General features: G+C 40.1%; 18 protein-coding genes, 4 tRNA genes and 1 riboswitch. Of the genes, 11 read left to right on the top strand and 11 right to left on the bottom strand.

Annotated features, from left to right (window positions below):
• Nucleotides 1–664: 664 nt before the first annotated feature.
• Entirely contained in the window at nt 665–847 is a 183-nt protein-coding gene (locus tag ACFSQ3_RS12010; protein WP_380869791.1) for a hypothetical protein, read from the top strand.
• 23 nt (nt 848–870) lie between these two features.
• Nucleotides 871–1659 (top strand): hypothetical protein, encoded by a 789-nt coding sequence (locus ACFSQ3_RS12005; RefSeq protein ID WP_380869790.1) that lies wholly within the window; start codon nt 871–873, stop codon nt 1657–1659.
• Nucleotides 1660–2174: 515 nt separating this feature from the next.
• Here the strand turns inward: ACFSQ3_RS12005 and ACFSQ3_RS12000 are convergent.
• Both ACFSQ3_RS12000 and ACFSQ3_RS11995 read right to left on the bottom strand, forming a co-directional pair.
• A tRNA-Val gene (locus tag ACFSQ3_RS12000) sits at nt 2175–2249 on the bottom strand.
• Between the two features lie 44 nt (nt 2250–2293).
• Nucleotides 2294–2366, bottom strand: a tRNA-Phe gene (locus ACFSQ3_RS11995).
• A 239-nt stretch (nt 2367–2605) separates the two neighbouring features.
• On the opposite strand from ACFSQ3_RS11995, the gene ACFSQ3_RS11990 reads away from it, so the two are divergent.
• A complete protein-coding gene (locus ACFSQ3_RS11990) occupies nt 2606–3139 on the top strand; it encodes a DUF1572 family protein (RefSeq protein ID WP_380869789.1) in 534 nt (177 codons plus the stop codon).
• Nucleotides 3140–3148: 9 nt separating this feature from the next.
• A complete protein-coding gene (locus ACFSQ3_RS11985; protein ID WP_380869788.1) occupies nt 3149–3616 on the top strand; it encodes a GNAT family N-acetyltransferase in 468 nt (155 codons plus the stop codon).
• A gap of 87 nt (nt 3617–3703) precedes the next feature.
• Here ACFSQ3_RS11985 and ACFSQ3_RS11980 read toward each other — a convergent pair.
• Nucleotides 3704–3776: transfer RNA gene (locus tag ACFSQ3_RS11980), tRNA-Phe, on the bottom strand.
• 189 nt (nt 3777–3965) lie between these two features.
• On the opposite strand from ACFSQ3_RS11980, the gene mnmA reads away from it, so the two are divergent.
• The gene (gene mnmA / locus ACFSQ3_RS11975) at nt 3966–5057 is read left to right on the top strand and encodes a tRNA 2-thiouridine(34) synthase MnmA (protein ID WP_380869787.1); all 1092 of its coding nucleotides are present in this window, start codon (nt 3966–3968) and stop codon (nt 5055–5057) included.
• An 84-nt stretch (nt 5058–5141) separates the two neighbouring features.
• On the opposite strand, the gene hisD is transcribed toward mnmA, so the two are convergent.
• Both hisD and hisG read right to left on the bottom strand, forming a co-directional pair.
• A complete protein-coding gene (gene hisD, locus ACFSQ3_RS11970; RefSeq protein ID WP_380869786.1) occupies nt 5142–6440 on the bottom strand; it encodes a histidinol dehydrogenase in 1299 nt (432 codons plus the stop codon).
• A 2-nt stretch (nt 6441–6442) separates the two neighbouring features.
• Nucleotides 6443–7294 carry an ATP phosphoribosyltransferase gene (gene hisG / locus ACFSQ3_RS11965; RefSeq protein ID WP_380869785.1) on the bottom strand — a complete coding sequence of 284 codons (852 nt, stop codon included), beginning with the start codon at nt 7292–7294 and terminating at the stop codon, nt 6443–6445.
• A 301-nt stretch (nt 7295–7595) separates the two neighbouring features.
• Between hisG and ACFSQ3_RS11960 the strand changes: the two genes are divergently transcribed.
• On the top strand, nt 7596–8510 hold the full coding sequence (locus ACFSQ3_RS11960) for a carbohydrate kinase family protein (RefSeq protein ID WP_380869784.1): 915 nt from the start codon (nt 7596–7598) through the stop codon (nt 8508–8510).
• On the opposite strand, the gene ACFSQ3_RS11955 is transcribed toward ACFSQ3_RS11960, so the two are convergent.
• On the bottom strand, nt 8507–9106 hold the full coding sequence (locus tag ACFSQ3_RS11955; protein WP_380869783.1) for a sugar O-acetyltransferase: 600 nt from the start codon (nt 9104–9106) through the stop codon (nt 8507–8509). The genes ACFSQ3_RS11960 and ACFSQ3_RS11955 overlap by 4 nt on opposite strands.
• A 97-nt stretch (nt 9107–9203) precedes the next feature.
• Here ACFSQ3_RS11955 and ACFSQ3_RS11950 point away from each other — a divergent pair, with 97 nt between their 5' ends.
• Nucleotides 9204–10658, top strand: a complete 1455-nt coding sequence (locus ACFSQ3_RS11950) for an aminoacyl-histidine dipeptidase (RefSeq protein ID WP_380869782.1) — start codon at nt 9204–9206, stop codon at nt 10656–10658.
• Between the two features lie 145 nt (nt 10659–10803).
• Here ACFSQ3_RS11950 and ACFSQ3_RS11945 read toward each other — a convergent pair whose 3' ends face one another.
• Entirely contained in the window at nt 10804–11436 is a 633-nt protein-coding gene (locus tag ACFSQ3_RS11945) for a nitroreductase family protein (RefSeq protein WP_380869781.1), read from the bottom strand.
• 123 nt (nt 11437–11559) lie between these two features.
• On the opposite strand from ACFSQ3_RS11945, the gene ACFSQ3_RS11940 reads away from it, so the two are divergent.
• Nucleotides 11560–12366 carry a patatin-like phospholipase family protein gene (locus tag ACFSQ3_RS11940; protein WP_380869780.1) on the top strand — a complete coding sequence of 269 codons (807 nt, stop codon included), beginning with the start codon at nt 11560–11562 and terminating at the stop codon, nt 12364–12366.
• An 18-nt stretch (nt 12367–12384) separates the two neighbouring features.
• Here the strand turns inward: ACFSQ3_RS11940 and ACFSQ3_RS11935 are convergent, their stop codons facing one another.
• Nucleotides 12385–13224, bottom strand: a complete 840-nt coding sequence (locus ACFSQ3_RS11935) for an alpha/beta fold hydrolase (RefSeq protein ID WP_380869779.1) — start codon at nt 13222–13224, stop codon at nt 12385–12387.
• Nucleotides 13225–13380: 156 nt separating this feature from the next.
• On the opposite strand from ACFSQ3_RS11935, the gene ACFSQ3_RS11930 reads away from it, so the two are divergent.
• Nucleotides 13381–13454: transfer RNA gene (locus tag ACFSQ3_RS11930), tRNA-Arg, on the top strand.
• Nucleotides 13455–13601: 147 nt separating this feature from the next.
• On the opposite strand, the gene ACFSQ3_RS11925 is transcribed toward ACFSQ3_RS11930, so the two are convergent.
• Nucleotides 13602–14783 (bottom strand): homoserine dehydrogenase, encoded by a 1182-nt coding sequence (locus tag ACFSQ3_RS11925; protein WP_380869778.1) that lies wholly within the window; start codon nt 14781–14783, stop codon nt 13602–13604.
• A 49-nt stretch (nt 14784–14832) separates the two neighbouring features.
• Nucleotides 14833–16137, bottom strand: coding sequence for an O-acetylhomoserine aminocarboxypropyltransferase/cysteine synthase family protein (locus ACFSQ3_RS11920; protein ID WP_380869777.1), 1305 nt, complete (start codon nt 16135–16137; stop codon nt 14833–14835).
• 189 nt (nt 16138–16326) lie between these two features.
• Nucleotides 16327–16443: riboswitch (SAM riboswitch) on the bottom strand.
• A 312-nt stretch (nt 16444–16755) separates the two neighbouring features.
• On the opposite strand from ACFSQ3_RS11920, the gene pckA reads away from it, so the two are divergent.
• Nucleotides 16756–18306, top strand: coding sequence for a phosphoenolpyruvate carboxykinase (ATP) (gene pckA / locus ACFSQ3_RS11915; RefSeq protein WP_380869776.1), 1551 nt, complete (start codon nt 16756–16758; stop codon nt 18304–18306).
• Between the two features lie 276 nt (nt 18307–18582).
• Here the strand turns inward: pckA and ACFSQ3_RS11910 are convergent, their stop codons facing one another.
• A complete protein-coding gene (locus ACFSQ3_RS11910) occupies nt 18583–18963 on the bottom strand; it encodes a hypothetical protein (protein WP_380869775.1) in 381 nt (126 codons plus the stop codon).
• Between the two features lie 618 nt (nt 18964–19581).
• Here ACFSQ3_RS11910 and ACFSQ3_RS11905 point away from each other — a divergent pair.
• Nucleotides 19582–21069, top strand: coding sequence for an amino acid permease (locus ACFSQ3_RS11905; RefSeq protein ID WP_380869774.1), 1488 nt, complete (start codon nt 19582–19584; stop codon nt 21067–21069).
• The last annotated feature ends 57 nt before the right edge of the window (nt 21070–21126 follow it).

Here is a 21126-nt window from a genome sequence, read left to right as displayed (position 1 = left end):
CTATTCCAAGAGTATCAGTAAAAGAGGCTGATGTATTACCACCAGCCTAAGCAAAACAATCTTCAAGAAATGTTATTCTAGTGTTTACTAGAACAAATTTTACTGGTAACTCTTTATTGCTAAGTATTATTCTAACAAGAATAGCTTAATCAAAGCTAAGGTGGGCAAGTTCACAAATGTTGATGAAATTTTACCTGCTACCTGTTGTAAAGTCAAAATCTTTTCTTTCAAATTGACCTGTAGTTTGGAGGAGTCTATTGCTTGAACTCCGCTAATGTTAAGCCAATTAGGCTCTAACCTTCGCAACACTGAAATTATTCCTGAATTATTTCAAATCTTATTATTTCTTCATACATATGGGGTGCGAGGGGATATTTTATTTTAAAATATATCTATTCGCTGTTATCCGATAAAGTGAGCGATAAACAGTGATGTGATTCTGATAACGGTGATCTAGTAGATACCTTTTGTGATTAATTTATTACATGCCAAATTGATCAAAGCTTACCATCTCTGTACCTCGCAGTATATTCTGCTCAGTCTGAAAAATAACACTTTGCTAGTTACGAGCAATTTCAACAAGCTATAATGTTGGCACTTCTTAACGCTGCAATTGTTCACGATAAGCGTCGAGGGTTAGGATCTACTTATTATAATAGACGCTATGGAAACATCCGTCGAAGGAGATCAATTTAAGCAATTGAACAAATTCGATTTTCGATTGCGAGATATCAACAGCTGCATCGAGTCTCGCAGAAAAGATGGCAAAGCAATTGAAACTAAAGATGCGTTTCGGTTGGGGTATATCGCGGGGAGTATATTTAGTGAAATCAATTATCTTTGCTGATAATTAACCATAATCAATATCAAGTGAAATCACTATTTGTAGTAATAAAAAAGCACCCTATAACGTCGGGAATGATAGGTTTGTTGTTATTAGCAATAACCTTATATGGGGTTGGTAGCTTACATTATTTGTATTGGCATAATGCAGATGATAAAGAAGTGGGCAAATATGATGTATTCAATGGTTCAATACAGATAGCACTAGGTTTACTCAATATAATAACGATAGGCTTTCTTGCACTCAATTACTGGATACAACGGAAGGAGATAGAGAAAAAGGATGTCGAATTTGAAGAAAATAAAAAGGATGTAGATTATAATAGAGCTATAGATTTGGTTTATAGACAAACTAGTCTTTCAAGAGAGAAATTCAAAGAGATTGGCGATACAACGATATTAGAAGGGATTAGCATAAATTTCATTTCCAAAGATTATTCAAAGTACCCTATAATATATTGGGTATTTCAAACATTGAAAACAGAGATGCAAATTTGTAGTCTATTTCTTGAGACATCTACACTTTCAGAAGCTCAAAGAAATAAATTAATGCAAACCCTTTTTTTAAATTTCAATTCTAGAGCAACGGATGTGGTAAGGAGTTTTAGACAATCCTTACGGAACTACATCCTGCATCAATTTGATTTAACTGGCGAATTACCATTAGATGGTTTAGCGGAGATCAAAGATTCATTTAAAGAACATACTACAAACCAAGAAACGACACGCTTTTTTAATTCAATGGTAGACTACTATAGTGAAATAGAAATATTAATAAGTAAGTTTAAAATTGAAATGTCTTTAAAGGTCGAATAACTTATTCGTATGTATTCGGATAAATTGTTGTATAATACTAGAGTATAATTAAATGATTAATTTTTATCTCGATTTATATAAAATCTTGAATTTTTAAATAATTGAAATATGATAGCTTGAAAATTAGATAAGTATATTTTTATCAGTTATTTATATATCAACTAAACTACACCCGTAGTAAGCGCCTCCGTCTCTTTTCCGACATCCGAATACCTTTCTCACCTCAACAAATCCAACTCAACTAGCATCATTTAGAGCGATTACAGCCAAAGTGTGACAAGCAATACAACTCCCCTCAAGTAAATATTAATGTAGCGGTAGGATAGGAGCATTTTTATTTCAAAAAAAGTGTGACAAGATTCGCGAGTTAGTAAAACTTTTTAAACTATTTAGTTTAAAATTTTGTGCGTAAAATCTAGATAATCTTGTGCGTTTTACGCTACGTAACATGTTTGTTTATCAGTTGGTTGGCAACTTATATAGCTACCATCAACAAAAAGTAGAAAAAGTAAAAGTGGGAAATATTGGGTTCGAACCAATGACCCCTACCTTGTCGAGGTAGTGCTCTAAACCAGCTGAGCTAATTTCCCAAAAAAAGTTTAAAGATGTAATTTGTAATTACGTTTTTAAGAGGTGGTGCCAGCTGGATTCGAACCAGCGACACAAGGATTTTCAGTCCTTTGCTCTACCAACTGAGCTATGGCACCTTATTGGTGAAATCAGCTTTAGTTGCTGATAACGCTACAAAGGTATAAAAGTGTTGCTTATTTGCAAACTCATTTGTTGCATTAATTTATAATAGGCTAATAATAAAAGTTATAATTTTTTCGATCGCGCACATCTCGTTGATGGTTTTGTTTTTTATTCCAAAAATTCCTGCAAAAAGTAGTCTTAGTAATCGTATTTTTATGCATATAAGCTAATCAAAAGAACAATCGCGCCCGAAATGGAAGAAAATAATTATTTGAGTTCTGTAATAACACAGTTTCGGTATTACAAATCTTTAGCGGATAAGGCGATGTCTCAATTAAGTGATGAGCAATTGTTTTTCAAACCCGGATCAGAAGTCAATAGTATAGCTAACATCGCGAAACATATGTGTGGTAATATGCTTTCGCGCTGGACAGATTTCTTGAGCACAGATGGCGAAAAGCCATGGAGAAAGCGGGACGCCGAATTTGAAGATGATCATGATGATTATGCTGAAGTTTTAAAGAAATGGGAAGATGGCTGGAATTGCCTGTTCAAAGCTACGGAGCTACTAGGCGAAAAAGATTTGACCAAAGTTGTTTACATCCGAGGTGAAGCTCATTCGGTTGTTGAGGCGATAAATCGTCAGGTCGCGCATTATGCATATCACGTTGGACAAATCGTATTTATAAGTAAGTTGCTGTGCGGGTCGGAATGGCAACCTCTGACTATTCCGAAAGGACTTTCTGAAGATTACAATGCTGAAAAATTTACAAAAAAAGATCTTTAAGATAAATTGATGGAGAAAATAACCATTAAACGTATCACGTTACAAGATATCGAACTTGTAGTTGAGCTATTCGATCAATACCGAATTTTCTATAAACAGCAATCAAATTTAGAGGTTGCAAGGGCATTTATACTCGATCGTCTGCGACAAAATGAATCGGTAATATTCGTTGCAATTTCCGAAGAATCCAATCGGCCGGTTGGTTTCACGCAATTGTATCCAACATTTTCTTCCATGCGCGTTGCTAAAAATTGGATATTAAATGATTTATATGTCGTTCTGGATGCTAGAAAAATGGGGATAGGGCGAAAATTGATTCTAGAGGCGATGCATTTTGCCAAAACGGAGAATGCAACATTTCTAAAACTGTCAACTGCAGTAGATAATTTTACGGCTCAACAGTTGTATGAATCGATGGGATTTGTAAGGTTAGATGTGAATGAAGAGTTTTATGATTATAAAATCTTATTGAGTTGAGACTTGCTTCATACCCGTATCTCGGTTCTGAACGCTGAGATAATTCAATAAAATAAAAAGGAAAAAATCGAGAAGAGAAAATTTTTGTGGTGCCAGCTGGATTCGAACCAGCGACACAAGGATTTTCAGTCCTTTGCTCTACCAACTGAGCTATGGCACCTTTTGCAACCATGTCTTGTTAGATTTGTTGCGATGCAAATGTAGGTTCTTTTTTCTATTAAATAAAGCATTTGCTCGTTTTTTTTAGCTTAATGTGGCAATTAGCTGATTTTGATGTAGATAATTTTTGACAACAAATAAACATCCATAAAGATTTTTAAGGCTATCTTTGTCCCTCCATTAAAATGCTATGAGTAAAAGAGGAAGAGTATTGGTGGCAATGAGCGGCGGGGTGGATAGTTCCGTTGCAGCAGTTATGCTCCACGAACAAGGGTATGAAGTTATAGGTATCACAATGAAAACCTGGGATTATGCAGCTTCAGGCGGCTCGTCCAAGGAAACGGGGTGCTGTAGCTTGGATAGCATCAACGATGCGCGTTCGTTGGCCGTTAGCTACGGCTTCCCACATTACATTTTAGATATCCGAGGTGAATTTGGAGATTTCGTGATCGACAATTTCGTGGATGAATATATAGCTGGTCGTACGCCCAATCCCTGCGTGCTTTGCAACACACACATTAAATGGGAGGCACTGATGAAGCGTGCCAATATGTTGGATTGTGAATTTATCGCAACCGGACATTACGCAAATATTCGTTTGCATGATAACAACCGTTATGTAATTTCCAAAGGGCGCGATGAGAACAAAGATCAATCGTATGTGCTTTGGGGTGTTTCTCAAGAAAATTTAGCGCGTACGCAGTTTCCTTTGGGAAGCTTTACAAAAGCAGAAATCCGACAAATGGCCTTGGAAATGGGACAGAAGGAACTAGCTGCCAAATCAGAAAGCTATGAGATTTGTTTTGTTCCGGAGAACGATTACCGCGCGTTTTTACGTCACAAAAAGCCGACATTAGATCAAGAAATCGGTCCGGGAAACTTTTTGTTATCCGATGGAACAGTAGTTGGTCAACACATTGGCTATCCATATTTTACAATTGGGCAACGAAGAGGTTTAGGTATTGCTTTGGGTAAGCCGATGTTTGTTATCGAAATTCTTCCGGAAAGTAACTCGGTAGTTTTAGGTGAGGAGCATGAATTAGAAAAGTCTCAAGCTTTTGTTCGTGATATCAATTTGGTAAAGTATGCTTCTTTTGATGAACCAATGGAAGCGATCACGAAGATTCGTTACAAAGATGCAGGTGCGATTTCAACATTGACGCAGCATGGAGATATGATGCAAGTTGATTTCACACATAACGTAAAAGGAATCGCGCCAGGACAATCCGCTGTTTTCTATGAAGGAAACGATTTACTTGGCGGTGGTTTCTTGATGAAATAAATTCAGGAAAATTATATAAAAACGAAAGAAGCCATGGCGATTTGCTATGGCTTCTTTCGTTTAATACTCGAAGTGCTGTAAGCGTTAATCGTTCAAATCCGACAAGCGGATGCTTACGGCGTTTTTGTGAGCTTGCAAACCTTCTAATTCGGCCAAGATTTCAACGGTTGATCCAATTTGCTGCAATCCTGTTGAGCTCAATTGCTGAAAGGTAATTTTCTTAACAAATGAGTCGACCGAAACGCCGGAATACGATCTTGCGTACCCGGAAGTTGGTAAGGTATGGTTTGTACCAGAAGCATAATCACCAACACTTTCAGGTGTCAGATGTCCTAAAAATACGGAACCCGCATTGAGTACGCCATTTACCATTTTCTTCCATTGATCGGATTGAATAATCAAATGTTCCGGTGCGTATTTATTGGAGAATAACAACGCATTTTCCAAGCTGTCTACAATAACAGCATACGAATTTTCTAGTGCTTTTTGCGCTAATGCCGCTCTAGGTAATGAGCGAAGCTGATTAGCCAAAGCTTCATTCACGTTAGAAATCAGTGTTTCATTTGTGGAAACCAATACTGCCTGACTATCGGCGCCGTGTTCGGCTTGCGCCAATAAATCCGCTGCAATGTACGCCGGATTTGCTGTTTCGTCTGCGATGACCAATACTTCGGATGGTCCTGCCGGCATATCAATGCTCACTTGCGTTAAGCTTTGAATCAAAGACTTTGCTTTCGTTACGTATTGGTTTCCCGGGCCGAAAATCTTGTCGACGCGTGGAACACTCGCTGTTCCAAAAGCCATCGCTGCGACGGCCTGTGCTCCGCCCGTTAAGTAGATTTTTTTGACTTGCAGCAACTTCAAGCAATACGCAATAAATCCATTGACTTTGCCATCTTTCTGTGGCGGCGAACAAACGACGATTTCCTTACATCCTGCAATCCGTGCCGGAACGCCCAACATCAATAAAGTGGACGGCAAAACAGCGGATCCGCCGGGAATGTATAACCCCACTTTTTCGATCGGACGAACTTCTCGCCAGCAAGTTACGCCGGGCATTGTTTCAATAGTTCGCTCTTTTTTCAATTGCGTTGCATGAAATTTATAGATGTTTTGAAACGCAATCTCCAACGCGCGCTGTTGTTCTCTGGAAATGCTGTTTGCTAGGGCTTCAATTTCCCCTTCATCCAGATAAAGCTGTTCTAAATCGATCTGATCATATCGCGATGCAAATTGCTTCAGCGCATCATCGCCATCTTCTTTTACTTTGGAGATAATCTGCTCAACGGTGTCCTGAATTTGATTGTTCGGGTCCGTATTTCGCAAGATCAATTCATCGATTTCCTCCAACGATAATTGATCGTATTGATAGGTTTTTAGCATAGCTAAAGAATAATTTTTTCAATCGGCATAACTACAATTCCTTGTGCGCCAGCTGCTTTTAATGTGTTGATTTTGCCCCAGAAATCTTCTTCCGGAATCACGGTGTGCACCGCTACCCAACCTTCTTCTGCTAACGGAACCACCGTTGGCGATTTTACACCTTGCAGTAATTCCGTAATTTGTGGAAGGTTGGATTTTTCTACGTTTAATACTACGTATTTGGTTTCTTTCGCACGCAAAACAGATTGAATGCGCTGCAATAACTCGCAAAGGATAGGATTTTCTGCTAATCCCGATCTTCCAATCAAAATGGCTTCCGATGTGCTTACGTCGGCAAATGGTTTTAGTCCATTATTTTTCAATGTGCCGCCTGTAGAAACAATATCGCATATCGCTTCGCTTAACCCCAAACCTGGCGCAATTTCTACTGATCCGGAAATGGGGTGGATTTCGGCAGTAATCTGTTTTTCTTGAAGAAATTTACTTAAAATATTGGGGTAGGAGGTGGCGATGGATTTTCCATCAAGGTCTTTAATATCGGTGTAGTTGGCGTCTTTTGGAACAGCAAGTTTTAGTGTGCATTTCCCGAAACCTAACCGTTGCAGGTAATCCACATTTGCTTGCGATTCATCGATTACATTTTCGCCGACGATTCCCAAATCTGCAATTCCTTGCTCCACATAATCGGGAATATCATCATCGCGGAGAAAGAGAATTTCTAAATTGAAATTGGAAACGATTGTAATCAGCGAACTTTTATAGTTTTCGAAATCCAAACCACAATTTTTCAATAGTTGAACGGATTTTTCGTTTAGTCTGCCAGATTTTTGAATGGCAATCTTTAGATTTTTCAAGATGAGTAAAGTTTTTTGATGAAGTACTAATATTTATTATTCGAACATCCATGGGATGGAATGCTTCACGTAGAAACACATATAATTACATATCGCCGCAATGGCGATGATGGAAATGTAGGTGATATGTGAAGAATAATAACATACGTCTTAACAGGGAATAAATATAATAGTAAATTGACGAACATCCAAAATATTCTGTGCATTTGTATGGTAATGTCGGAATGGTTGGCTTAGCTAAATTAAATTTTGTACTTTGTTTGCTTTAGAAATCACGTCGAGTTTATTTAATTAAAGAAATATGCATCAAGAGCGCCAACCGAAAGTAGCTTGTTTTGGAGAAATATTGTGGGATTTGTTTCCTGGAAAGGATAAACAAGCTGGTGGCGCACCATTTAATGTCGGTTATCATTTACATCAAATGGGCATTGATGTACATGCAATAAGCGCGGTGGGTAAAGATGCTTTGGGCGATGAATTGTTGCAGCGTTTATCCGGATGGAAATTGTCTGACGCAGGAATACAACGCTCGGATACCCATGCTACAAGTACTGTGGTTGCAACGATTGATGAGGATAACGAAGCGCACTATGAAATCAAGGAAGGAGTAGCTTGGGATTATATCGAGCTGCTTTCAGCTGATCAGGAATTATTGAAAAATGCCGATGCATTTGTTTTTGGATCATTGGCGACGCGAAATGAAGTTTCTAGAAATACGCTGTTTCAGCTCGTCGAAAATGCACGCTATTGCGTGTTTGATGTCAATCTGCGTCCGCCTTTCGTCGATAAAAACGTGCTTCTTGCTTTATTAGAAAAGGCCGACTTAGTGAAATTCAATTTGGCGGAACTAAACTTGGTACTTTCATTTTTAGGTAAAGAATATGCAAACGAATTGGATGGAATGTCCTTTCTCCAAGATCATTTTCGATTAAGCGAAATCATATTGTCTCGCGGTGCTTCGGGTGCTACCTATTTTACCAAGGAAAATAACTTTACGCTTCCCGCTACTAAAATCAAGGTAAACGATACGGTTGGAAGTGGAGATTCCTTTCTTGCTGGATTTTTGTCGGGCAGTTTATTGGGTTTGAATGCGAAAGAAGCATTGGAGCAAGGGATTTGCTTAAGCGGCTTTGTGACTACGCAATCCGGAGCTTGTCCGGATTATACCAAAGCAGATATTGAAGCAATGAAAGAAAAGTATCGGAATCAATCTTAGAATTTCCGATCCTTATAATAAAATGCCTTATCTTCTTCCGTAATTTCTTTGATCACGCGGCAGGGATTTCCAACAGCAACAACGTTGGCGGGAATGTTTTTCGTTACGACGGATCCAGAACCGATTACCGTGTTTGCGCCAATTTCTACGCCGGCGTTAATGACTGTATTTCCGCCAATCCAGCAGTTGTCACCGATAACAATCGGTAAAGCGTATTCCCAGCCTGCATTACGCGGTTCGTGGTGAATGGGATGGCCGGCGGTGAATAAAGAAACATTCGGTCCAAACATCACGTTATCACCGATCTTTACCTCCGTGCAATCTAAAATAGTCAGGTTGAAATTAGCATAAAATTTTTCACCAATGTGGATATTATAACCATAATCACATCGGAAAGGAGGTTCAATCCAAAATGCTTTTCCGGTAGAACCGAACAAATCTTTGATGATGCGCGCACGATCTTTGATACGTTTTGGCGCTAGATTATTGTATTCCATCAGCGCTTCCTTTGCGCGCTGACGTTCATCGAATAATTCACTTCCATCCGCGCGATATGGTTCGCCAGCAATCATTTTCTCCTTTTGCGTTTTCATCATGCTAATATAAGCTTTTGGGCTTCGATCATTCGGAAAAGTTGATTTTCCATCTGCGAACCGCTACATTTGTTAATACAACAAAAGCAAACGAATACGTATGAGTTTACAATCCCTTGAACCTAAATCTATTTGGTCTCATTTCGAAAATATCAATGCTATTCCGCGTGCTTCCAAAAAGGAGGAAGCGATTATAGCGTATATGTTGCAGTTCGGCGAATCGTTGAACTTACCGACTTCGCGTGATGAGGCGGGCAATGTGTTGATTTGCAAGCCGGCTTCTGCTGGATATGAATCACGCAAAACCGTCGTGCTTCAAGCGCATTTGGATATGGTGCATCAGAAAAATGCAGATTCGGATTTTGATTTCGAAACGTCAGGTATCGAAATGTACGTGGATGCAGATTGGGTGAAGGCGAAGGGTACAACCTTGGGCGCGGATAACGGTCTTGGTGTGGCAACGATTATGGCAGTGCTTGCATCAGATAATATCGAGCACCCAGCGATCGAGGCGTTATTTACGATCGACGAAGAAACGGGAATGACCGGTGCAAAAGCATTAACCGCAGGCTGGTTGAAAGGTGAATATTTGTTGAATTTGGATACGGAGGAAGACGATGAAATCACCATTGGCTGTGCGGGTGGTGTCGATGTGACGGCAACGGGAGCGCTTCGCGAAGAAGCGGGCGTGGCGTACGATACGAAATTGGAAATCACTATTTCAGGTTTATCCGGCGGACATTCCGGAATGGATATCGACAAAGGATTGGCGAATGCTAATAAAGTGTTATTTCGCATTTTGGCTGCCGCAATCAAGGAGAAAGATGTGCGCTTGTTTGCGGTGGATGGTGGCGGATTGCGCAATGCAATTCCTCGTGAAGCGATGGGTTCAATAGCCTGCAAAGCAAGCGATGTGAAGGAAGTTACGACTGCAATTGAGCGTGAGAATGCCTTTATTTTAAAGGAATATGCCGTTATGGAGCCGAACCTGACGATTGATTTGAAAGTGGAGAAAATTTCAGAGCGCATTGAGGTGCTAACCGAAGATGTGCAAGATAAATTCATTCAGGTGCTTAACGTCGTTCACAGCGGCGTATTTCGCATGAGCCCGGCATTTCCGGGTTTGGTGGAAACGTCGAACAACTTGGCGCGTGTCGTTTTGAAGAATGGAAAATATACGATTTTGTGTTTGACCAGATCGGCGGTGCAATCTTCCAAAGATTATCTATCCATGATTTTGGAAAATACATTCCGTATGTTGGATGCGGAAGTCGATTTTTCTGGCGAGTACCCTGGTTGGGAACCGGAGCCGGAAGGCGAATTAGTGCAATTGACAGCGGATACATATCGCCGATTGTTTAACGAAGAGCCGCGTGTAATCGCGGGTCACGGTGGCTTGGAATGCGGTTTGATTGGCGAAGCTTATCCAAAATTGAAGATGGTTTCCATTGGCCCGACGATTCGTGGAGCGCATTCACCGGACGAACGTGCTTCGATCTCTTCGGTGCAGAAATTCTGGACGTTCTTCCTTGAGCTCTTGAAGAATATGCCGTAGCTGATTCGTGAAAACGAGATATGCGAAGTGAGATTTAAGTATTGAGATTTGAGAAATTAAAAAGTAAAAATTAAGAAAGCCAAGCAAGGTCGCTTGGCTTTCTACTTATTTCAAATTTATTAGGATTTGTATACTTGACGATGGGCTATTTGTACTGAATAAGAAAATCAGACAAATTGGTACGCACTTTTTTCATGTTTACCAACCAATCATTTGCTTCATCGCGGTATCCCAAAGCCAAAATGGTTACAGATTTCAATCCTTTTGATGGAAGATCCAATAATTCATCCAATTGTGCATTTACAAATCCTTCCATCGGCGTTGCATCTACTTTTTGTTCCGCCGCAGCAGCGATAGCCATACCGAAACCAATGTAAGCTTGACGCGCAGCGTGATTGAAATGATCGTCTTTGGTTTGCGCTGCAAAACTTTGCATCAACCCATTTTTATAATCGTCACTAGATCCCGCAGGTAATCCGCGTTCATTTTCTTGCTGTGCGAAAACGCTATCCACGCGTTCTTTCGTGTATTCATCAAACGCAGCAAATACCAAAATGTGCGACGCATCCACGATTTGTGTTTGTCCGTAAGCGATTGGTTGTATTTTCGCTTTCAATTCTGGATTGGAGATTTCCAATACTCGGAAAGGTTGCAAACCGGAAGATGTAGGTGCCAAACGAGCCGCTTCCACGATATAATCCACTTTATCTTGTGATACGGCTTGGCCGTTCATTTTTTTGGTCGCATAGCGCCAGTTCAATTGTTCATGCAAATTCATATTTTTCTAATTTGAGATAACATCACAAAGCTACAGGATGTCAATAGATGTTTAAACATCTATTTTTTTATTGTACATAAAAATGACAATTTTAAATTTCTGATAAAACATTTACTTTTAGCAATGGACATCTTCAAAAGTAAACGTAAAGTTTCTTTGGTGCTCGGAAGCGGCGGAGCGAGGGGATTGGTGCAAATAGGAGTCATCAAAGCATTGATAGAAAAAGGGTACATCATCGAGGAAATCGTAGGATGCTCAATTGGTTCGTTAATCGGAGCAGCTTATGCACAAGGAAAACTCAATGAGTTGGAACTGTGGCTACAGGGTGTGACTCGAATGAAAGTATTTAAGCTGATGGATTTCTCCAATCCTTGGTTTGGTATATTGAAGGGCACGAAGGCGTTAGATTCGTTAAAATTGATCTTTCCGGATGTGCCGATTGAAACGTTGCCCATTCGTTATGTTGCTGTAGCTACTGATCTGAAAAACGAGTGCGAGGTAGTATTCGATCAAGGAAGCATTTACAATGCCATCCGCGCTTCCATCGCTATTCCTGCTGTATTTACTGGCGTGGATACTGAAAGTGGTTACTTGGTGGATGGAGGAGTTTTAAATCCGCTCCCAATCAATTACGTGAAAAAGAAACGAAGAAATATCGTCATTGCTGTCAATTTGGATGGCCGTCCTGATCCTGAATTTGGTTTGATGGCGAATAATGGCAAATATACATCTGTAAGCGTTTTGCAGGAAGCATATTTTGCAATGAGAAGGAGATTGAGCCAATTATCGGTCGACTTGTATAAACCGGATTATGTAATTCATGTTCCACATAATGCAGCTGGACTGTGGGATTATCATCGCACGGCTGAATTGGTGGAAAAGGGTCGGCAATGGACGGATGCCTTATTGCCAACCTTGAAAGTCAAATAAAAATCTATTTGTCAATCATTATACTTTAACCTGCGCCGGAATACGCTGCAAGTAATCTTTCATGGCCAGATTGAACGCGGATTCGTTCTCAAGATTCGGCAAATGTCCGCTTGCAGGAATTTGTGTAAACGTAGAATGCGCGATCTTTTCGTGCATCGTCCGCATCAATTCTTCTGAAGTCAGTTTATCTTCCTCTCCGCGTATAAGCAAGGTCGGAATTTGTATGTTTGGCAACACTTGCGTCGTTTCGGTTCGCGAAGCTAATGCTAATAATGTAGAGCAAATACTTGATAAGCTATTTCTTCGAATGCTGCTTTTAATCAATTCAACCGCTTCTTCGTTTTCCTGCGCACGCGGATTTGCAAACACATTTTCGATAAAGCCAATCGCAAATGGTCGTCGTCCGTGCGATAAAACTGCTTGGATGGAATCAAATCTTTTTTGCTTCGCCACGTTATCGTCCGCTTTGCTGTGTGTGTCACATAAAATCAATCCGGCGATCAAACCCGGAGCTAATTCATAGCTGCGTAAAGCAATATATCCGCCCATGGAGATACCGCATAATATCACACGGCCTAAATCTAATTTTCGGATGAAGGCCAAAAGATCTTTTGCGAAAACATCTACTGAGAAAAAGCTATGGCCGGACGTGGTATTCCCATGTCCGCGCACGTCGATCGCAATTCCAGTTGTTGCGTCATCTAATGCGCTTAATTGATTTCGCCACATGTTTTTGTTGAAAGGAAAACCATGAAGAAAAATAACCGTTTGAGCATCGCTCTGCGACGATTTTTTGATAAAGTAGGAGATGCTGATGTCGTTAATTCTGATTTTATTGCTTTTGATCCGTTCGCTCATAAAAATATAGTGTCGATAAATGTTTTGTTATCAATAGGATGTGATTTTGATAACATTTTTACGGTATTAAAGTTTAGAAAAAATTTGCAATAATCGAAAAAGTCACGATATTTGCATCACCAAAACGATAACGCATCGCTTGGTAATAAAAAAACTGCGCTCATAGCTTAACTGGATAGAGCACCTGACTACGGATCAGGAGGTTAGGGGTTCGACTCCCTTTGAGCGCACTTTTTTACTTCTCTCAAAAAAATCCATTCGTTTTCATTTTCCATTTCTTTACAAAATAGATTTTCTATTGATGTAATTTGTTAGATAAATCGAGAAAAATAACTGTGCAATCACGTATCAACATGATCGCACAGCCGAGGTTTTATTTACGCTAATTCTGCCAAGAAATAACCATCGCGATGAATGAGTTCGCGATTTTTGATAATATTTTGAAGATTCACTTTTCCGATTACGTATTTAAAATCCACGCCGTAGAATCGCTCCGAAATACTGTCGAAGTTTAGCGCTTCAAGTACGGATTCGTCTTCGTAACGCAGATAAACGGTGATTTCGTAGTCGGTGGTGTATTTAACCTGTTGCGATTTCAAATGTTTTTTGAATTCATAACGGTATCCGTAGCGAAGCGCAGTAATGTCGGACAGAACGGCAGAACCCGTCGGGTGACCGCCGGCACCTTTTCCAAAGAAAAACTGCTCATCAGCGAAAGCAGCTTTTACCACCACACCATTGTTTTCATTTTCTACACCATATAGCAAGTTGTCTTTCGTAACGAATTTTGGCAATACATATAATACCACTTCATCTTCGCTCAATTCCTTCGCTAAAGGAATCAATTTGATCTTGTAATTCTTTTCGCGTGCATACGTGATATCTGCCAGCCCCAGTTTGTCGATTCCTAGATTTAAAATGTCTTCCGGTTTTACATAAATGCCATACGCGTGGTTTGCAACAATGGCCAGCTTGTATTTTGGATCGAATCCACCCACATCCAAAGTAGGATCTGTTTCCGCAAAACCTAATTCCTGCGCTTTCTTTAATGCGCTATCATAATCTTGGTTTTCGTTGAAGATTTTGGAAAGAATATAGTTGGAAGAACCGTTAAAAATGCCGCTAACGCTATGCAGTAGTTCGTTGTCGTAGTATTCTTCTAAGTTACGAATGATTGGAATGGATCCGCAAACAGCACCTTCATACAATAAAGCTTTTCCGGTTTCTTGTTGGATGTTTGCCAATTCTTCCAGGTGCGTTGCGATCATCTTTTTATTTGCAGAAACTACGTTTTTGCCTGCACGCAATGCGCGCTGTGTGATCTCGAATGCTGCGTCTGCATCATCAATCAATTCTAAAACGGTGTTGATTTCCGGGTCATTTAAAACAGCATTCGCGTCGGTGGTGAATAAATGCGCTGGCAAAGAACGTTCCTTGTTCTCATTTTTGATGACAAATTTCTTTATCTCTAGATTAAGATCTTTGGTTTTAATGATGTCGTATAATCCTTGACCCACTACACCAAACCCAAACATCCCAATCGTTAATTTTTCACTCATTATTCTGTATTATTATATATTTTGTTTTTTGATTACAATCGTTAAACTCTTACAGCGTTTCAAACGCCTGTTCTAAATCGGCTTTAATGTCATCGACATGCTCTATGCCGACGGATAAGCGAAGTACGCCTGGGTAAACTCCAGAACGGCGTTGATCTTCGTCACTCAGTTGCTGATGTGTAGTGGTGGCCGGGTGGATAATCAATGTTTTAGCATCTCCCACATTCGCCAAATGACTAACCAATTCCAACGCATCAATAAATTCATGTGCTTTTTCGCTTCCGCCTCGAATCGCGAAAGACAAGACCGCGCCATAGCCATTTTTTAAATAATTCTGTGCCGCATCGTGGTAAGGGTGACTTTTCAATCCTGGATACGAAACGGACTCTACTTGCGGATGGCTTTCCAACCACTGTGCAATTTCCAATGCGTTGTCCACATGACGTTGCACACGAAGCGATAAAGTTTCTAATCCTTGTGTGAGTAGGAAAGAATTGAATGGAGAAAGAGCTGGTCCGAAATCTCGTAAACCTTCTACACGCGCGCGGATGGCAAATTGAATGTTTCCGAAGGAACTTCCTTCACCGAAAACTTCCGAAAAGATCAAGCCATGATAGCCTTCGGAAGGTTCCGTAAACTGCGGATATTTTCCGTTTCCCCAATTATAATTCCCACCATCGATAATTACTCCGCCAATTGTGGTTCCATGTCCACCAATCCATTTTGTTGCCGATTCAACTACTACATGAGCACCATATTCTAAAGGCTTGAATAGATAACCGCCAGCGCCAAAAGTATTATCAACCACCAACGGCAAATCGTATTTCTTCGCTAAAGCAGAAATGCGCTCAAAATCAGGAATACTGTAGGATGGGTTTCCGATGGTTTCCACGTAGATCGCTTTTGTTTTATCATCAATAAGTTTTTCAATTTCCTCCGGGTCGCCTTGATGTGCAAAACGCGATTCGATACCCAACCGTTTGAAAGCAACGTTGAATTGATTAAATGTACCTCCATATAAATGAGAACTTGCAACAAAGTTATCGCCGCTTTCCAAAATATTGTTTAATGCGATGAATTGTGCAGCCTGTCCGGATGAAACGGCAACGGCAGCCACGCCACCTTCCAGCGCAGCAATACGCTTTTCAAAAACGTCGGTTGTTGGATTCGTTATTCGCGTGTAAATATTTCCGAAATCTTTCAGTGCGAATAACTCTTCGCCATGCGCAGCGCTTTCAAAAAGATATGAGGCTGTTTGATATATGGGTAAGGCGCGCGCTCCGGTAGATGGGTCGGCTTCTTGGCCGGCATGTATCTGTAGCGTTTCGAATTGCAAAGGTCTTTTGTATGCCATAATAGCTTTGTTAAGTGGTTTTTGGTGGTGAAATCAATTTTAATCGCGTGGATCGACTATTCAAATAGGCAATTAACACATTCGCGCTCGCGGACAAGAAGCTACCTGAAGCTTGAAGCTAACGGATATAAAAACTGAAAACACTTCCGTAGAAGCTAATAAAAATGCTGTTTCGTTCATCTGTTCTATTATTTATATACTCCAAAACATTATTATTGTTTTGGACAGGAATTGGCACCTTTTCAATCTGTGTTGTTGGTTGCCAGTGGGTCATCGAGCCAGTCTCTCGCCACTTCTTTATAAATCAAGACCTGATCGGTTAGGGAAGGCGTTGATTTGTACTATCGACTGATATACATCAGCAAATATAAGAGTTTTATAGATGTTGCCAAATTATCGGAGAAAAAGTTTTGACTGGAAGCAACTAAAAAGAACATGAACGATATAATTTTCCGCTAAAATGTTTTAGCTATTTCGTTTAAATTAAATTAATATATAAAGTTTTGCAAATCAATTGTTTATATGTGTGTATCTGATACAATAAGCTAAAAAGCAGTTTTCTTTAGCAACACTTATCGATATTTTTGCAGTACGCAAACAAAAACAAATTGAACCGTTATGCAAAAACTTCTACAAGACTTGAATGCTGAAGTGATTTTTCAACCGCAGGGCGAAATTTTCGAAGAATTATCGCCTGCTGAACTGGTTGAGTACGCTATCCAACAAAAAGAAAGCACATTATCAGCCAACGGATCCTTAAATATTCTTACCGGAGAATTTACTGGTCGTTCCCCACGCGATCGCTACATCGTTCGAGATGCGATAACTGTCAATACAGTTGATTGGGGAGTTGTTAATCAACCTTTGAATCCCGATATTTTCGATATATTGGAAATGCAGGTGGTGGATTATCTCAATACACGAGAAGCTTTGTTCACTCGCCGTGCTAATATTGGCAGCTTCTCAAAATATAGTCGTTGCATTCGATTCGTTACAGAACTTGCTGCACAAGATTTGTTTATTCGAAACATGTTTTTGCCTGAAAAGGATACATTGAATACGGATGATTGGACAGTTTATGTCGCATCAACTTTGAAAGTAGTGGATTATGAAGCGCTCGGGTTGAATGCCTCAAATGCGGTTGTTCTCGATTTTTCTCGTCGCGAAGTACTCATTATAGGAACGGCATATACTGGAGAAATCAAAAAGAGTATGTTTTCGATGATGAACTTTGTGCTTCCTCAAAATGACGACGTATTTCCGATGCACTGCTCTGCTAATGCAGGGAAAGATGGAGAAACGGCCTTATTCTTTGGCTTATCCGGCACGGGAAAAACTACTTTGTCGGCAGATCATGATCGTTTTTTGATTGGCGATGACGAGCATGGATGGGCAAATGAGGGAATCTTCAACTTGGAAGGCGGTTGCTATGCGAAATGCATAGGTTTGAAAGCAGAGACAGAACCTGATATTTACAACGCAGTGCGCTTCGGGGCACTAACGGAGAACATGCTTCACCGTCCAAAGACACGTGATTTAGATTTTGATAACAAGTCAATCACAGAAAATATCCGCGTTTCTTATCCTATCAACTTTATACCAAATGTGGTTAAATCAGACATTTCTGCTTCGCCGAAACACATCTTCTTCCTAACGGCAGATGCATTTGGTGTTTTGCCGCCATTATCGAAGTTGACCGTTGAACAAGCGATGTACTATTTTTTAAACGGATATACCGCGAAAGTCGCAGGAACAGAAGTCGGCGTTGCCGAACCTGTCGCAACATTCTCTGCCTGCTTCGGACAAGCATTTCTTCCGTTGCATCCAATGCGCTACGCCGAGATGTTGGGCGAGCGTTTACATCGCGATCCATCCACGGAAGTTTGGTTAGTTAATACGGGTTGGATTGGTGGACCTTACGGAGTTGGTCGACGTATTCCGCTATATCATACGCGTGCTATGATTCGCGGAGTTATGCAAGGAGCGTTGGATGATGAGCATTTTGTAAAACATCCGATATTTGGTTTGTGCATGCCGGTATCTTGTCCGTTGGTGCCGGATACGATACTCGATCCACGATTATTGTGGGCTGATACGGACTGCTATGATTTGAAAGCTCGTGAGCTTCAAGGATTATTTGAACAGAATTACCAAAAGTACATCGATTAGTAGGGCCTAATTGTATCTGAGATCAAGGCTTTTCCATGGTGTTGAAAAGATGGTGTAATTTACCTTTAGTGAAAGAACAATTGTTTGATTGATACATAGTGAGAGTTTAATCAAACCTAAATCACATGGTGTCGGAAAAATGGAGTGTTTCGCTATATGCGGCAATGCTACATCCTAGGTTAAGAAGAGGTGTCTGTTTTGAAAATCGAAAAACGCAAGGAAAAATAACGGGCTAGCATCATAAAATGCTGGCCCGTTGTTGATGTAATCAGTCTTTTATCGCGTACAATTTGCAGTCCATGTTTGGCCATCTCGATTAAACGCAATACGTAAAGTCGAAGCGTCAATAGATATCGTTCCAAATTCGCCGTTGCTTAAACGTAGCGTGTTATTATCTCCTTTTTCCATAGCAATATCTCCCAAAGACGGGATGTCGCCAGAAAAATTGAATGTGTAATTGTCGCCAACTTTGTTAACTCTAACACTTCCATCTTGTTCAGCAATGGTAGATCCACCGCCATTAAAACTTACACGACCGTTATAAACGCCAGTGAATAAATCATTGTCCGCTGGATCGTCATCCTTACTACAAGCGCTGAATGCGAATAAAACAGCAAGTAGCATAAAGCTATACATTTTTAAGTTTAAGATTTTCATATCTGTATATTTTTTTGTTGTACAGTCATTTAATCATACATCATGCCACACGATATTTATTTTATATATCAATACAAGCGCTGCTAGGGTAAATTAAATCAAGTTGATCATTAGAATTGTTTCAAAAAACCATATCAATCGGCTTTAATCAGACTGAAATCCGTCAGTCTGCGAAACGTAATACAAAATCTAAGGGAGTCGACTATTCGAAGAAATCCCGTGTTTACACGGTGCTTAATTGCGGTGGTTCCGGCATTTGCTACGTGTTTATCCTCATCACATAGTTTGCTAAGACCAAAATTGCAATAAAGTAAAATTCGTCGACTTAGTAGAGTTCACCGATTTGAGGAGGTCGAGGTATCTTAATTCATGATAAACTATCGCGAGGTAAAAATTGTACTTGTCGCATAAAATTGGAAACCTTACGCAATTAATAGGTCGATTCGTAAAAATAATAAGCAAATTGCTGTTGAATTTGACGATGTTTACATTCGTATAACCATAAAAACACTTTCTTTTTAAGCTATAGTGGTAAAAAAGCAAGATTTTGAATAAGAGATTGACTGATTTTTTTTATTTTTTTGTACGTTTACGCTGTCTAAAAAAATTAATCTAAACATGTGGTATAGAAAATCCATATCAAAACTCGTTGCAGAAGCGCAACAAAGCGGAGAAGGTACATTAAAAAGGACGCTTACTAGCACAGGGCTGGTTGCTTTGGGCGTAGGAGCTATCATCGGAGCGGGGTTGTTCTCAATTACTGGTATTGCAGCTGCTGACCATGCTGGACCTGCTGTCACTTTAGCGTTTATCGTTGCTGCGGTAGGTTGTGCGTTTGCCGGCTTGTGTTATGCAGAATTCGCCTCAATGATTCCGGTTGCTGGAAGCGCCTACACGTATTCTTATGCGACAATGGGCGAATTTATGGCTTGGATTATTGGATGGGATCTTGTGCTAGAGTATGCGCTCTCGGCTGCAACAGTAGCCGCTAGTTGGTCGCAATACGTTAACAAGTTAGTGATTTCAATTTTTGGACAGGGTATCCCAGATTCGCTATTATATGGTCCTTGGGAAGGTGGTATGGTCAATCTTCCAGCAATTATAATTGTGGTGTTGATATCCTTATTGTTGATGCGTGGAACACAAGAATCTGCCTTAGTAAATAATATTTTGGTTATTCTTAAGGTTGCAGTTGTATTGTTGTTTATCATATTGGGATGGAAATTCATCAACCCGGCAAACCACACGCCATTCATTCCAATCAACGAAGGGGAGGAATTGTTGAAAGGTGGCCAGATTGGTATGTTCGATTTCTTTCGGGAAGGATATTTCGGTCACTACGGAATAAGCGGTATTTTAAGAGCGGCAGGTGTTGTATTCTTCGCTTTCATCGGATTCGATGCGGTAAGTACAGCAGCGCAGGAAGCTATTAATCCCAAAAAAGGAATGCCAATTGGTATTATCGGCTCATTGGTTATCTGTACAATTTTCTACGTAGCTTTTGCTTACGTATTGACTGGTCTTGCCAACTACAAAGATTTTCAAGGTGACGCTAGTCCCGTTGCAACGGCTTTTGCTACGACTGGATACACGTTTTTAAATACCGCGATGACGGTAACTATCGTTGCAGGTTATACTTCTGTAATCCTAGTTATGTTATTGGGTCAAAGTCGTGTTTTCTATACGATGAGTAAAGATGGTCTATTGCCAAGTATTTTCTCAGATCTTTCTAAACGTCAAACTCCTTGGAAAACAAACTTGATTTTCATGGTTTTCGTTAGTCTTTTCGCTGGATTTGTTCCTGTTTCTGACCTTGGTCACATGGTAAGTATTGGAACCTTATTTGCGTTCAGTTTAGTTTGTATCGGGGTTTTAGTGTTGCGTAAGAAAGACCCAACTGCAGAAAGACCTTTTAAAACTCCATTAGTTCCTTTAGTGCCAATATTAGGCGTTTTGGTTTGTGTTGCCATGATGGCATCATTGCCAATCGAAAGCTGGGAACGTTTGGGCGCGTGGATGTTGTTAGGTGTAGTTATCTATTTCATTTATGGTAAAAGCCGAAGTGTACTACGCAAAGAAATCGAAAGTGGACAATACAAAGATTAATTGTTCGATTCAATAAATCTACATTTAACGACAAACGTCGTTCCTTTCGGAGCGACG

Origin of the sequence: Sphingobacterium corticis (genome assembly GCF_042684745.1) — a bacterium.
In the GTDB taxonomy this organism is placed as follows: domain Bacteria; phylum Bacteroidota; class Bacteroidia; order Sphingobacteriales; family Sphingobacteriaceae; genus Sphingobacterium; species Sphingobacterium corticis.
This window is presented reverse-complemented; position numbering and strand designations above follow the sequence as displayed.